This is a genomic window from Vibrio sp. C8 (genome assembly GCF_054051265.1).
Genome location: NZ_JBPAOE010000012.1, coordinates 1 through 14,858 on the forward strand (window position 1 = coordinate 1; position 14,858 = coordinate 14,858).

Annotated in this window: 12 protein-coding genes; 3 read left to right on the forward strand and 9 right to left on the reverse strand. The window is 44.8% G+C overall.

Going from position 1 to position 14,858, the window contains the following annotated elements; all coding sequences use genetic code 11:
* Positions 1-348: 348 nt before the first annotated feature.
* Genes hemG through ACRQQK_RS09100 form a run of 3 tightly spaced genes read right to left on the reverse strand, consistent with a single transcriptional unit; the run spans position 349 to position 3,010 of the window.
* A complete protein-coding gene (gene hemG, locus ACRQQK_RS09090) occupies positions 349-873 on the reverse strand; it encodes a menaquinone-dependent protoporphyrinogen IX dehydrogenase (protein WP_457511110.1) in 525 nt (174 codons plus the stop codon).
* A gap of 22 nt (positions 874-895) precedes the next feature.
* The gene (locus tag ACRQQK_RS09095; protein ID WP_457511111.1) at positions 896-2,353 is read right to left on the reverse strand and encodes a TrkH family potassium uptake protein; all 1,458 of its coding nucleotides are present in this window, start codon (positions 2,351-2,353) and stop codon (positions 896-898) included.
* Between the two features lie 33 nt (positions 2,354-2,386).
* Entirely contained in the window at positions 2,387-3,010 is a 624-nt protein-coding gene (locus tag ACRQQK_RS09100; RefSeq protein WP_457511112.1) for a YigZ family protein, read from the reverse strand.
* Positions 3,011-3,225: 215 nt separating this feature from the next.
* Between ACRQQK_RS09100 and fadB the strand changes: the two genes are divergently transcribed.
* Entirely contained in the window at positions 3,226-5,433 is a 2,208-nt protein-coding gene (gene fadB / locus ACRQQK_RS09105) for a fatty acid oxidation complex subunit alpha FadB (RefSeq protein ID WP_457511113.1), read from the forward strand.
* A 4-nt stretch (positions 5,434-5,437) separates the two neighbouring features.
* Entirely contained in the window at positions 5,438-6,601 is a 1,164-nt protein-coding gene (gene fadA / locus ACRQQK_RS09110) for an acetyl-CoA C-acyltransferase FadA (protein ID WP_102964068.1), read from the forward strand.
* A 100-nt stretch (positions 6,602-6,701) separates the two neighbouring features.
* On the opposite strand, the gene punR is transcribed toward fadA, so the two are convergent.
* On the reverse strand, positions 6,702-7,607 hold the full coding sequence (punR, locus tag ACRQQK_RS09115; protein WP_457511114.1) for a DNA-binding transcriptional activator PunR: 906 nt from the start codon (positions 7,605-7,607) through the stop codon (positions 6,702-6,704).
* Between the two features lie 150 nt (positions 7,608-7,757).
* On the opposite strand from punR, the gene punC reads away from it, so the two are divergent.
* On the forward strand, positions 7,758-8,957 hold the full coding sequence (gene punC, locus ACRQQK_RS09120; RefSeq protein WP_457511115.1) for a purine nucleoside transporter PunC: 1,200 nt from the start codon (positions 7,758-7,760) through the stop codon (positions 8,955-8,957).
* A gap of 55 nt (positions 8,958-9,012) precedes the next feature.
* On the opposite strand, the gene glmU is transcribed toward punC, so the two are convergent.
* The 5 genes from glmU to atpA form a co-directional block, all read right to left on the reverse strand.
* Positions 9,013-10,374 carry a bifunctional UDP-N-acetylglucosamine diphosphorylase/glucosamine-1-phosphate N-acetyltransferase GlmU gene (gene glmU / locus ACRQQK_RS09125; protein ID WP_457511116.1) on the reverse strand — a complete coding sequence of 454 codons (1,362 nt, stop codon included), beginning with the start codon at positions 10,372-10,374 and terminating at the stop codon, positions 9,013-9,015.
* Positions 10,375-10,517: 143 nt separating this feature from the next.
* The gene (locus ACRQQK_RS09130; RefSeq protein WP_102942781.1) at positions 10,518-10,940 is read right to left on the reverse strand and encodes a F0F1 ATP synthase subunit epsilon; all 423 of its coding nucleotides are present in this window, start codon (positions 10,938-10,940) and stop codon (positions 10,518-10,520) included.
* An 18-nt stretch (positions 10,941-10,958) separates the two neighbouring features.
* The gene (atpD, locus tag ACRQQK_RS09135; protein WP_042489561.1) at positions 10,959-12,362 is read right to left on the reverse strand and encodes a F0F1 ATP synthase subunit beta; all 1,404 of its coding nucleotides are present in this window, start codon (positions 12,360-12,362) and stop codon (positions 10,959-10,961) included.
* Between the two features lie 34 nt (positions 12,363-12,396).
* Complete coding sequence (atpG, locus tag ACRQQK_RS09140; RefSeq protein WP_042489558.1) at positions 12,397-13,263, reverse strand: F0F1 ATP synthase subunit gamma; 867 nt, start codon at positions 13,261-13,263, stop codon at positions 12,397-12,399.
* Between the two features lie 43 nt (positions 13,264-13,306).
* Positions 13,307-14,848: a F0F1 ATP synthase subunit alpha gene (gene atpA, locus ACRQQK_RS09145; protein ID WP_457511117.1), complete on the reverse strand. Its 1,542-nt coding sequence runs from the start codon at positions 14,846-14,848 to the stop codon at positions 13,307-13,309.
* Positions 14,849-14,858: the final 10 nt, after the last annotated feature.

Here is a 14,858-nt window from a genome sequence, read left to right on the forward strand (position 1 = left end):
ACAAGAGAGAAGACTTAACTTTGATTTTCATCAACGAGTGCCCACACAGATTGATAGGTTTAAATTGTTAAAGAGCTACGTTCTAAAAGGCATTCCTCTCAAAACGGACGGCTATTTTAGCTAGTTAAGTTTAAGTGTCAAACACTTTTTTTAAACTTTTTCATCGTTAATTGATGCTAGTTAATAAACCAGCTAACTGGTTACATTTCTTAAGAACTGTTCCCGTGTCAGCGAGGCGGCATTATAGGGAGATGACCAGAATTGGCAATAGTTTTTTAGCAAAGATTTTGAAGTTTTTTATCGTTCGAACAAAAAAGAGCCAGCAAGGCTCTTTTTTGTCTGTTTTCTTTACAATTGTTCAAACTTTTGGGCGAATAAAGACACTTTTTCCCAGTCTGTGTATTCAACTTCTTTACTTGTATCCGTTTCACCACCAGTCAGCTTCATAATGAAACGAATCATCATTCTATCTATTGGGCGGTAACGTGGGTAATAAAGCGCTCCCGCAAACACACCTATCAATGAAGGTTGCCAAGGCGATTTTTTTAAAAACGTTTTTATATAAACGCTTCCTTCAGGAGTATCTTTACCCTGTTCCACTTTACGAGCAGTGAGATTGACACAATAAAAGGCTGCCTTTACTTGTCCTAACTGTTTTATGTGAGCATCGATGAATTGATACAACTTCGCATTTAATTTTCCATAGCGGATAGATGCACCAATCAAAACTTTGTCATATTGTGTTAAGTCCATTGTCTGGCACTCATGCAGGTCAACAAACTGACATTCATAACCTTGCAACTGCTGCGCAATGTGGTGCATGATTTTTTTTGTCTGCCCTTCGCGGGTCGAATATAAAAGAAGTGCTTTCACGCTATATCCCTGCTTTGTAACCCTAGCTACGCCAAAACGTAGGCGTTAACAAAATTAATAAAGTAAATATCTCTAGACGACCGAACAACATGGAGACAATAAGCACCCACTTGGCACTATCATTAATATCAGCAAAGTGGACAGAAACCTCTCCGAGCCCAGGACCTAGATTGTTTAAAGTAGCAGCAACAGCTGAGAACGCACTAAGTTCATCCATTCCTGTCGCAATCACTGCAAGCATACAAACCACAAACACTAATGCATAAGCAGAGAAGAATCCCCATACCGCATCGACAACACGTTGTGATAACGCACTGTCCCCCAGTTTAATCGGGTAGATTGCTCTCGGATGCACTAAACGTTTCATTTCACGAGCACCTTGCAATGTAAGCAATAACACGCGAATGACTTTCATACCGCCACCGGTTGAGCCCGCGCAGCCACCAATAAAAGACGAGAACAGTAAAAGCACAGGTAAGAATAGAGGCCATTCTGAGAATCCTGTTGTGGTAAATCCGGCCGTTGTCGATATTGATACCGTTTGGAATATCGCCTGATCAAACGCATCATAAAGAGAGTCATAGGTATGGTGCTGCAATAGCATTAAGAAACAGACCGCAAATAGAATAACTTGTATTGCAACGAACGCTCGAAACTCAGGGTCACGCCAATAATATTTGGGATGCACACCACCCGTTGCCCAAACAGCATAATGCAAGGTGTAGTTACACGCAGAGATTAAGAGAAATACCACCGTAATCAAGTTAATCGCATAGCTGTCAAAATATCCCATACTCGCGTCATGGGTTGAGAATCCACCGATAGCGATAGTTGAAAAGCTGTGGCAGATCGCATCAAAAACCGTCATGCCAGCCAACCAGAACGATGTAGCACATAGAATGGTTAAACTAAGATAGATATACCACAACGCTTTTGCTGTCTCTGCAATACGAGGCGTTACTTTCGTGTCTTTCACAGGACCGGGAACTTCAGCTCGATACAACTGCATACCACCGATACCCAGTACCGGTAGGATAGCAACAGCTAATACGATGATACCCATACCACCAAACCACTGTAGAAACTGACGATAAAATAGAATCGCCTTCGGTAACTCATCAAGGCCAACTATGACTGTCGCCCCCGTGGTGGTTAATGCAGAGAATGATTCAAAAAAAGCATTAGTGACTGAAAGGTTTGGGTTATCTGACAGCAAAAAAGGCATCGCCCCAGCGCTACCGATTACCGTCCAAAAAAGGACAACAATAAGAAAACCGTCTCGGGATTTTAGTTCGTGTCGATAATGGCGGTTAGGAAACCAAAGTACCGCGCCAAAGAACAGCAATGCAAAGAAAGTAGTGACAAATGGTACACCCGCACCATCACGATAGATCAAAGCGACCAGCGCTGGAGCTAGCATTGTAAAGCTGAATATCGCGAGCAACAGCCCGACAATCCGGATAATTGAACGAAATTGCATTGATAGACAAAATGAAGCCGGGCTTCTTAGTTCCTATATATTGTTTAAATCGGTGACAATGATTTTTGCACCGCTTCGATTAATGATAGTTTGGGTGAAATCTTCAACATGAAGAACTTCCAGCTCCACATCCAATTCCACGTTTGAACCGTATTGAGCGTCAACTTCTGTCCCATCGAACTGCTTAATAATAGACTGAGCTAGCGGAACTAGGCCGTAGTCTAAACTTAGGTGCAAATTTGTGGTGATTTTTTTCTCAATAGTTTGAAGCAGCTTAAGTGCTTGTTGCACACCACCACCGTACGCCTTAACTAAACCACCGGTTCCAAGACGAATACCGCCATAGTAACGCGTGACAACAGCTGTTATTTCACCAACACCAGAACCAGATAATTGAGCCAATATCGGCTTACCCGCTGTTCCTGACGGCTCGCCGTCATCACTAAATCCCCAAAGCATCGAATCCTCAGGCCTACCTGCAGCAAATCCCCAACAGTTATGTCTAGCATCAGGATGTTTTTGTTTTATTTGCTCCACAAACGCTTTGGCAGCATCACTACTAGGCGTATGAGCAAGATAAGTAATAAACAGGCTCTTTTTTATCTCTTCTTCGAAGATAACTGGCTCATTAGGGATTAAATAGGGTCGAACGTTCATATTTTTCACAAAAGCATAAAGACGGCCAAGTGTATCACGAGCCCTAAAAATGTGCTCAGGATTGGTATCAGCACACAATGTTAAACACTTGTTTAAAAAATGTATTGAAATTAAACATTCTGCCGTTCAAACTGAAACTACTGGTCACACCAGAAACTAAATACAACAAAAACTCTCACACACAATCCTTCGGTTGTATGTCAAGGAGATAGACAATGATTTACCAAGCCGAAACCCTACAGGTAAAGGAATTAGAGAACGGTATTGCAGAGATAAGCTTCTGCTCACCGAACTCTGTAAACAAGCTCGACCTCAGCACTCTTAATTCTCTAAACGAAGCTCTTGATGCTCTCCAAACCCATCAAGGTTTAAAAGGTGTTGTGCTCACAACGGATAAAGACTCATTTATTGTCGGTGCCGACATTACTGAGTTTTTAGGACTATTTGCAAAACCAGAAGCAGAGCTAAATACGTGGCTCGTTTTTGCAAACAGCATATTTAACAAGCTGGAAGATTTACCGGTACCAACACTCTCTGCGCTAAGAGGTTTCACTCTTGGCGGCGGATGTGAGTGTGTACTTGCTACCGACTTCCGCATTGGTGATAAAACCACCAGCATCGGTTTGCCAGAAACCAAACTTGGTATTATGCCCGGCTTTGGTGGCACGGTTCGCCTGCCAAGAATCATCGGCGCAGACAGCGCGATGGAAATCATCACTCAAGGTAAAGCCTGTAAAGCTGACGAAGCACTAAAACTGGGCTTACTCGATGCCATTGTTGAAAGCGACAAGCTCGAAGAATCTGCTATCGCGACGCTAACCCAAGCCATGAATGAGAAGATTGACTGGCAAGCGAGGCGTAAGCAAAAAACCTCAGCGCTGACATTAAGTAAGATTGAAGCGATGATGAGCTTTACCATGGCGAAAGGCTTAGTCGCTCAGGTAGCGGGTACTCACTACCCAGCGCCAATGACCGCCGTAAAAACTATCGAACAAGCAGCAAACTGCGAGCGCGATGCCGCTTTGGATATTGAGCGTAAACACTTTATCACCCTAGCGAAATCTCAAGAGGCGCAAGCGCTTGTAGGTATCTTCCTGAATGACCAATACATTAAAGGGCTGGCAAAAAAATCTGCGAAATCTGCATCGAAAGATACTCAGCGTGCAGCTGTTTTAGGCGCAGGTATCATGGGTGGTGGTATCGCTTACCAATCCGCGTCAAAAGGCGTTCCGGTAACCATGAAAGACATCGCTCAGTCGTCTCTTGATTTAGGAATGACGGAAGCGTCTAAGTTGCTAAATAAACAACTTGAGCGTGGCAAGATCGACGGCTTTAAGATGGCTTCTGTGATCGCTTCTATTTCACCAACGTTACATTATGCAGGTATAGAGCAATCCGACGTTATTGTGGAAGCAGTGGTTGAGAACCCAAAAGTGAAAGCGGCCGTTCTGAGCGAAGTAGAACAACAAGTTTCAGCAGACACCGTCATCACGTCAAATACCTCGACTATTCCAATTAACTTACTGGCGAAATCGCTTAAGCGCCCAGAAAATTTCTGTGGTATGCACTTCTTCAACCCAGTACACCGTATGCCGCTGGTTGAAATTATCCGTGGTGAACAGACTTCTGAAGACACCATCAATCGTGTTGTCGCTTACGCTGCGAAAATGGGCAAATCGCCAATCGTGGTTAATGACTGCCCCGGATTCTTCGTAAACCGTGTTTTGTTCCCATACTTTGCAGGCTTTAGCTTGTTGATGCGTGATGGCGGTGATTTCACTCACATCGATAAAGTGATGGAACGTCAATTCGGTTGGCCTATGGGCCCTGCCTACTTGTTGGATGTGGTAGGTATAGATACCGCTCACCATGCACAAGAAGTGATGGCGCAAGGCTTCCCTACTCGTATGGCTAAAGAAGGTCCTGACGCGATCAGCGCCCTGTTTGAAGCTCAGAAATACGGTCAGAAAAATGGTAGTGGTTTCTACCAGTACACAGTCGATAAAAAAGGTAAGCCTAAGAAAGCCTTTGATAACAGTGTTCTTACACTGCTTCAAACCGTGTGTGGTGCTTCTGCCGAGTTTGATGACCAAACCATTATTGAACGCATGATGATTCCTATGATCAATGAAGTAGTGCTTTGTTTAGAAGAGAACATCATTGCTTCGCCTCAGGAAGCTGATATGGCTCTAGTTTATGGCTTAGGTTTCCCTCCATTCCGTGGTGGTGTGTTCCGTTACCTAGATAGTATTGGTCTAAGTACTTATCTAGAAATGGCGAAAAAACATCAGCATTTAGGTGCGGTTTATCAAGTACCTCAACGCCTGATAGATATGGCTGAGAAAGGTGAAACCTTCTACGGTTCACAACAGGCTGGCTCACACCAAACCGTCTCAAAGCAAATCACTTTGGAAAAGGAATAACAAAATGAATAATGTAGTGATTGTTGATTGCCTTCGTACCCCTATGGGACGTTCCAAAGGCGGGGCGTTTCGCCATCAGAGAGCGGAAGATCTGTCAGCTCATTTGATGAAAGGGATTCTGGCTAGAAACCCACAAGTAAACCCACACGACATTGAAGATATCTACTGGGGCTGTGTGCAACAAACCTTAGAGCAAGGCTTCAACGTTGCGCGTAACGCAGCGCTACTGGCAGGCCTGCCAATTGAAATTGGTGCTGTTACAGTTAACCGTCTCTGTGGTTCTTCTATGCAGGCTCTTCACGATGCCACTCGTTCAATCATGGTTGGTGATGCAGAGATCTGCCTAGTAGGTGGTGTTGAGCACATGGGACACGTACCGATGAACCATGGTGTGGATTTCCACCCAGGTTTATCAAAGAACGTTGCAAAGGCAGCAGGCATGATGGGTTTAACCGCTGAAATGCTGGGCAAAGTACACGGTATTAGCCGTGAACAACAAGATGCGTTTGCCGCACGTTCACACCAAAGAGCGTACGCTGCAACTGTTGAAGGAAGATTCAAAAATGAAATTCTTCCAACAGAGGCTCATGCGGAAGACGGCACTCTGTTCACTCTTGATTACGACGAAGTGATCCGCCCAGAAACCACTGTTGAAGGCTTATCTGCTCTTCGACCAGCCTTTGACCCAGTCAATGGTACGGTAACTGCGGGTTCTTCTTCTGCTCTGTCTGACGGTGCTTCTGCAATGCTGATCATGAGTGAAGCAAAAGCGCTGGAGTTAGGACTTACTATCCGTGCCAAAGTAAAATCGATGGCGATTGCTGGCTGCGATCCTTCTATCATGGGTTATGGACCTGTTCCTGCTACTCACAAAGCACTGAAACGCGCTGGTCTATCAATGGAAGATATTGATGTGATTGAACTGAACGAAGCGTTTGCTGCTCAGTCTCTACCTTGTGCAAAAGACTTAGGTTTATTGGATAAGATGGATGACAAAGTAAACCTCAATGGTGGTGCTATTGCATTAGGCCACCCATTAGGTTGTTCAGGAACACGGATCTCAACGACGTTGATAAACCTTATGGAAGCAAAACAAGCAAAATACGGCTTGGCAACCATGTGTATTGGTTTAGGCCAAGGTATTGCGACGATTTTCGAACGTCCGTAACATTTTCGAACGCTCGTAACTTAGTTAAAAATAAAAGGCCACCAGCATTACTGGTGGTTTTAAAGCCAAACAATAATGCCAGCCCACGCTGGCATTATTCTTAATCCGCTTTTAGCCAGTCTCTATGAAGTTGTTCGCTCGAACCTAAATAATTCACCATCCACTCAATTAAACGGTGATTATCATCTTTACGCCATACGAGGCAGCACTGACTTAATGGTTGTTGATCGGGTAATGTTTTTTCTACTAACAAGCCTTGTTCGATCAATGGCAGTGCAATATGACGTGGCATATAGCCCACACCAATTCCCTTTTTCAGGCACTCTATCGCGCAATACCAGTTGGGCAATAATAATCGACGCTGTTGAGGATAATGTCCCGTATGTCTTTTAGGTAAAACACTGGAGGTATCATCAAGACAAATCGCTGGAAACTGACTCACAAAGGCTTCACTCAAATCTTGCTGTTGTGCGCACGGATGATGAGGTGACATCACAAATGTCCATTGCAACTCGCCCATATCTCGTACTTCGAAGTCTCCACCAACAGGAACTGCCGAGGTAGCACCAATCACAATATCCGCACGCTCTTGAGCTATCGCTTCCCATGAACCGTTAAATACTTCCATGTTGATTTGTAGCTCTGCAAACTCAAACTGTTGATAAAAATCTTCCACCAGCGATTTAAGCTTATCGAGTTTCACCACATTATCTAAAGTCAGCTTTAGTGTAGATTGCCAACCATGAGCGGCTCGGCGAGTTTGCGCATTGATCTCCTCCATTTGCCTCAAGAGCAAACGGGCTTGAGCAATAAATAGTTCACCAGCCGGAGTCAGTTCTACTTTACGAGGTAAACGGCGAAAGAGAACCACATCAAGTTCTTGTTCCACTTGCCGAACACCGTAGCTGATGGCTGAAGGAACTTTGTGCAACAACTCTGCCGCGGCTGTAAAACTGCCTAATCGGGCTACCGCGTCCAACATTTCCAACGAAGATTTAGAGTACACACATATACCTTTCAAATTTTTTGAACGATAACCAACAATTTTATCGTTTTATTTTCCTAACAACGAAAAATAGAATAGCACGGTAAATAAATAGGGGTTGGCGCCAATTTGTATTCACGGAACATTAATTAAAATATTTGATTGGTTAAAATGAAAATATCAAAATTACAACTCTTCTATCTTGCGACTCTGTCTATGCTCGGCTTTATCGCTACCGATATGTACTTACCGGCCTTTAAAGCGATGGAAATCGACTTTGCGACAGGACCCGAACAAATAGCCTTGTCTCTGACTATATTTTTGGTTGGGATGGCGATCGGTCAATTGATATGGGGTCTTGCCTCAGATAAATTTGGCCATCGTAATACGCTTGCGGCAGGCTTAGTACTTTTCACCATCGCATCCTTAGGGCTAGCATTCGCCGATCAGGTTTGGCAACTGTTGACTCTGCGCTTTATCCAAGCGATCGGTGTCTGTGCTCCAGCAGTAATCTGGCAAGCCATGGTTATTCAGCGATATTCAAGCCAAAGCCAACAGATTTTTGCCACGATTATGCCGTTAGTCGCGCTCTCTCCTGCCCTAGCTCCTCAACTAGGAGTATTGCTAGCAGAAAGCTTTGGCTGGTCGAGTATCTTCGTTGCGCTCACTGTCATCGGCCTAGCACTGATTACAGCCACAATGGCACAAGATAATAAAAAGGCGGAGATAAAACAGACCAGCATAGCCGCTGATATAAAAGCACTGCTTGCTTCAAAAGCTTATCTTGGCAATGTGCTGATATACGCTACGGCATCAGCGGCCTTCTTCGCTTACCTAACAGGTATGCCGGAAATCATGGCTCAGTTAGGCTATAGCACGAAAGATATCGGCTTAAGCTTCATCCCACAAACGGTTGCCTTCATGCTAGGAGGTTATTTAGGCAAGGTAGCAGTGAAAAAATTTGGCGATGAGAAAGTACTGCGTCATTTGATCGGCTTATTCAGTGTCGCGTCATTGCTGATTTTTATCGCATCACAATGGCAGTTAGAATCCATTTGGCCAATTCTGACTCCATTCTGTTTGATCGCTGTTGCCAATGGTGCTTTGTACCCAATAGTGGTTAATCGAGCCTTAGCCAATGCCAAGCGAGCACCGGCAACAGCTGCAGGGTTACAAAACAGTCTACAAATCTGTATCAGCAGCCTTTCTAGTGCTCTGGTTGCCTCTATGGCAAGCCAAGCGCAAATAGTCATAGGCATCGCAATAATTATTTGTACGGCAGGATTGTGGTTCGGATTCGTTGTTTCCAATAAACAGCTATCACAACATTTCACAACACCAGATAATTCACGAGTTGTCAGTGATGAATAATCCGTAAAAAAATAGCCCCCATAATTGGGGGCTATTTTATAACAGAGCACTTAGATTACTTTTTCTTAACTGGGCGTTGCCAGCCAGAAATTTTCTTCTCTTTAGCGCGAGTGATTACTAACTCACCTTCTGCGACATCTTTCGTTAATGTCGTGCCAGCACCGATTGTTGCACCGTTTGCGATAGTAACAGGAGCCACCAGCTGGCAGTCAGAGCCGACAAACACATCATCACCAATAATGGTTTTGTGCTTGTTCACACCGTCATAGTTACAAGTAATCACACCTGCACCTACGTTTACACGCTGACCAATTTCGGCATCACCAATATAAGTTAAGTGGTTGGCTTTAGAACCTTCACCGATACGAGCGTTCTTAACTTCCACGAAGTTACCAACATGAGCATCATTACGTAAGTCAGCCCCTGGACGAAGACGAGTAAATGGACCCACAGTACAGTCTTCACCCACACTCGCGCCTTCGATCACGCTGTATGGACGAATAACGGTATTGTCATCGATTTCACAGTCTTTCAGGATACAACCCGCACCGATAACCACGTTATCACCGATAGAAACCGTACCTTCGATAATAACGTTCACATCAATTTCAACGTCCATACCGCATTGCAACTCACCACGTAGATCAAAACGAGCTGGGTCGCGTAACATTACGCCTTGTTCCAACAATTTGTTTGCTTGACGAGCTTGGAATGCTCGTTCCAAACGAGCCAGTTGAATACGGTCATTGACACCTTCAACTTCAATTGAGTTCACTGGATGTACAGCTTCAACCGCCCGGCCTTCTTCATGCGCAGCAGCAATAACGTCTGTCAGGTAGTATTCGCCCTGAGCATTGTTGTTGTTCAAACCAGACAACCAGCGTTTTAAGTCACGACCAGTCGCAACCATCACACCAGTATTAATCTCTTTGATCAGCTTTTGCTCTTCGGTTGCGTCTTTCTGTTCAACGATAGCCACTACAGGACCATTCTTACGCACGATACGTCCGTAGCCCATCGGGTTTTTAAGCACTACGGTTAATAAAGCAATACCATCGTTTGGTTGAGCATCTAACAAACTTTCGAGGGTTTCCTCAGAGATCAATGGAACATCACCATATAAAACGAGGATCTTCTCATCATCCTGAAATTGCGCTGATGCTTGATCAACCGCATGACCAGTACCCAGTTGCTCCGCTTGCAGCACCCAATTAACGTTTTCTTCAGCAAGCGCATGTTGCATTTGATCGCCACCGTGGCCATAAACCAAGTGGATATTCTGTGCGCCTAAGCTATTGCACGTATCGATCACGTGCTTGACCATTGGCTTACCAGCAAGGGTGTGAAGAACTTTTGGCTTGTTGGAATTCATGCGAGTACCTTTACCCGCGGCCAAAATTACAGCGCTAAATTTCATGTTAAACCTATTTGTTGAGGTAACGACTGAGGGCATTTTAGCGGCTTACGGGGAGGGTGTTAATTCTTTGTCGTTAATTTCTGTCAAAAATAAAGCAAAAAAGGCGACCAATGGTCGCCTTTTCATGAAACGAGTTAATAAAATTAACGACGTTTCTTAGTCAGCTCAATTACTCGTAACTGAGCAATGGCTTTAGCCAGTTCACTGGCCGCTTGCGCGAAGTCCATATCGCCATGCTGATTCTGAATTTTCTCTTCAGCGCGACGTTTGGCTTCTTGAGCCTTGGCTGTATCTAGATCTTCACCACGAATTGCTGTGTCAGCCAGTACAGTCGCTGTACCAGGTTGAACTTCAACAATGCCACCAGAAACATAAATAATTTCTTCGTGGCCGTGTTGTTTCACTATACGCACCATACCAGGCTTAATAGCGGTCAGCAGCGGTGTGTGACCATGGAAAATACCAAGTTCACCTTCGCTACCGGTCACCTGAAACGTTTCAACACGACCTGAGAAAATTTTCTTCTCTGCGCTTACAACGTCTAGATGAAAGGTTATTGCTGCCATATCGCCTCCTAGTTAGCCTTATAGCTTCTTCGCATTCTCGATAGCTTCGTCGATAGTACCGCAGTACATAAACGCTTGCTCTGGAATGTCGTCGTAGTCACCAGCTAGTAGACCTTTAAAGCCACGTAGTGTTTCTTTAAGAGAAACGTATACACCAGGGTCACCAGTAAATACTTCCGCTACGTGGTAAGGCTGAGTAAGGAAACGCTCAATCTTACGTGCACGAGATACAACTTGCTTATCTGATTCAGAAAGCTCGTCCATACCTAGGATCGCAATGATGTCTTTTAGCTCTTTGTAACGCTGAAGCGTTTGCTGAACACCACGCGCAACATCATAGTGCTCTTGACCAACAACCAATGGATCTAGCTGACGAGAAGTCGAATCTAGTGGGTCGATCGCTGGGTATAGACCCATAGCTGCGATGTTACGGTTAAGTACAACGGTTGCATCCAAGTGCGCGAACGTTGTTGCTGGAGATGGGTCAGTCAAGTCATCCGCAGGTACGTATACCGCCTGTACAGACGTGATAGAACCTTGACGAGTTGATGTGATACGTTCTTGAAGAACACCCATTTCTTCAGCAAGTGTAGGCTGGTAACCTACCGCAGAAGGCATACGACCTAGTAGTGCTGAAACCTCAGTACCTGCAAGTGTGTAACGATAGATGTTATCGATAAACAGCAATACGTCACGGCCTTCATCACGGAAGCGCTCAGCCATTGTTAGGCCTGTCAGTGCAACACGTAGACGGTTACCTGGTGGCTCGTTCATCTGTCCGTAAACCATTGCTACTTTAGATTTTTCAGGTTCAGCGATGTTTACAACACCCGCTTCCTGCATCTCGTAGTAGAAGTCGTTACCTTCACGAGTACGTTCACCAACACCCGCGAATACTGATAGACCAGAGTGTTGTAGTGCGATGTTATTGATAAGTTCCATCATGTTAACGGTCTTACCTACACCTGCACCACCGAATAGACCGATTTTACCACCCTTAGCGAATGGACAAATCAAGTCGATTACTTTTACACCTGTTTCTAGAAGAGCTGTCTCGTTTGATTGCTCTTCGTAGCTTGGCGCTGCACGGTGGATAGAGTAAAGCTCTTCCGCACCGATTTCACCACGCTCATCAATCGCATCACCAAGCACGTTCATGATACGACCTAGTGTCTTAGTACCTACTGGTACTGAGATTGGAGCGCCAGTGTTTTCAACTACCAAACCGCGACGTAAACCATCAGAGCTACCCATAACGATTGCGCGAATAACGCCACCGCCAAGCTGCTGTTGAACCTCAAGAACTAGACGCTCTTTAGAATCCACAACATTCAGAGCATCGTAAACACTAGGTACTTCGCTCTGTGGGAACTCTACGTCGACTACCGCACCAATGATCTGTACGATCTTACCTGTAGCCATCGTTAATCCTCTAAACTGTTTGTTTTACCTAAGCTTAAACCGCTGCCGCACCAGAAACGATTTCTGATAGTTCTTGTGTAATCGCAGCCTGACGGGCTTTGTTGTACACAAGTTCCAAATCTTCAATCAAGTTGGTTGCGTTATCAGTTGCAGCCTTCATCGCGATCATTCGAGCCGCTTGCTCACAAGCAAGGTTCTCAACTACACCTTGATAAACCTGAGATTCTACGTAACGCACAAGAAGCGTATCCAGTAGAGGCTTTGGTTCAGGCTCATAGATGTAGTCCCATGAATGCGGACGCTGCATCTCTTCGCTTTCCGATTTAGGCAAAGGTAGCAATTGATCGATCGTTGGTTGCTGAACCATAGTGTTTACAAACTCGTTGTAAACAACATATAAGCGGTCCAATTCACCTTCATCGTATTTTTTCAACATTACGCCAACAGAACCGATCAGGTCTTCCAAGCTAGGTGCATCACCTAAACCAGAAACCTGAGCGACGACTTTTGCGCCACTGTTGTTAAAGAAAGCCGTTGCTTTTGAGCCAATTACCGCTAGCTCAATATCAGCACCTTTTGCTTTCCAAGCTTGCATATCAGTTACAGCCTTTTTGAACACGTTAATGTTCAAGCCGCCACACAAGCCACGATCTGTAGAAACGATGATATAACCAACACGTTTAGCTTCACGCTCTGCTAGGTACGGATGACGGTACTCTAGGTTTGCGTTAGCCACATGACCGATCACTTTACGCATTGTTTCAGCGTATGGACGAGAAGCTTCCATTGCGTCTTGAGAGCGACGCATTTTTGAAGCTGCTACCATTTCCATCGCTTTCGTAATTTTCTGAGTGCTTTTAACACTACCGATTTTATTACGTATCTCTTTTGCGCCGGCCATCGTTACTCTCCATTAGTTGGTGGCAGAATCTGCCACCGACTTATTACCAAGTTTGGGTTGCTTTAAAATCGTCGGTCAGTTTCTTCAACTGAGCTTCGATCTCATCGTTGTAAGCACCCGTCTTGTCGATCTCAGCTGCAAAATCTGCGTACTGAGCGCGAGCATACGATAGTAGAGCCGCCTCAAAATCTAGAACTTTTGACAGTTCTACATCATTTAGGTAACCACGCTCTGCAGCATAGATAGTTAGTGCTTGGTCAAATACTGACATTGGAGCATATTGTTTCTGCTTCATTAGTTCAGTAACTTTTTGACCGTGGTCTAACTGACGCTTAGTCGCTTCATCAAGATCAGAAGAGAACTGAGCGAAAGCCGCTAGTTCGCGGTATGCAGCTAGTGCTGTACGGATACCACCTGATAGTTTCTTGATGATTTTCGTCTGCGCAGAACCACCTACACGAGATACTGAGATACCTGGGTCAACAGCTGGGCGAACACCCGCGTTGAATAGCTCAGTTTGTAGGAAGATCTGACCGTCGGTAATCGAGATTACGTTTGTCGGTACGAATGCTGAAACGTCACCAGCTTGTGTTTCGATGATAGGTAGTGCAGTTAAAGAACCTGTCTTACCTTTCACTTCACCATTAGTGAAACGTTCTACATACTCTTCGTTTACACGAGCAGCACGCTCTAGTAGACGAGAGTGGAGGTAGAATACGTCACCTGGGAAAGCTTCACGGCCTGGTGGGCGTTTTAGTAGTAGAGAGATCTGACGGTAAGCAACCGCTTGTTTTGATAGATCATCATAAACAATTAGTGCATCTTCACCGCGATCACGGAAGTATTCACCCATCGCACAACCTGCATAAGGCGCTAGGTATTGCAGCGCAGCAGATTCAGAAGCAGAGGCTACAACAACAATAGTGTTCGCTAGTGCGCCATGCTCTTCCAATTTGCGAACTACGTTAGCGATAGTCGATGCTTTCTGACCGATTGCTACGTAGATTGAGAAAATACCAGAGTTTTTCTGGTTAATGATTGCATCGATCGCCATTGCTGTTTTACCAGTCTGACGGTCACCGATGATAAGCTCACGCTGACCACGACCGATTGGGATCATTGAGTCAACTGACTTATAACCAGTTTGTACAGGTTGATCTACCGATTTACGGTCGATTACACCTGGTGCAATCACTTCTACAGGCGAAGTAAGTTTCGCTTCGATTGGGCCTTTACCATCAATAGGCTCACCTAGTGTGTTCACTACGCGACCTAGAAGTTCTGGACCAACTGGTACTTCAAGAATACGACCAGTACCTGTAACTTTCATGCCTTCCTTAAGGTCAGCATAAGGTCCCATTACAACCGCACCCACTGAGTCACGCTCAAGGTTAAGTGCTAGTGCATAACGGCCACCCGGTAATTCAATCATTTCACCTTGCATCACGTCCGCAAGGCCATGAATACGGATAATACCATCGCTTACCGACACGATAGTACCTTCATTGCGAGCTTCACTAACAACGTTGAAAGATTCAATACGTTGTTTAATTAGATCGCTAATTTCCGTGGAATTAAGTTGCATGCTCCAATCC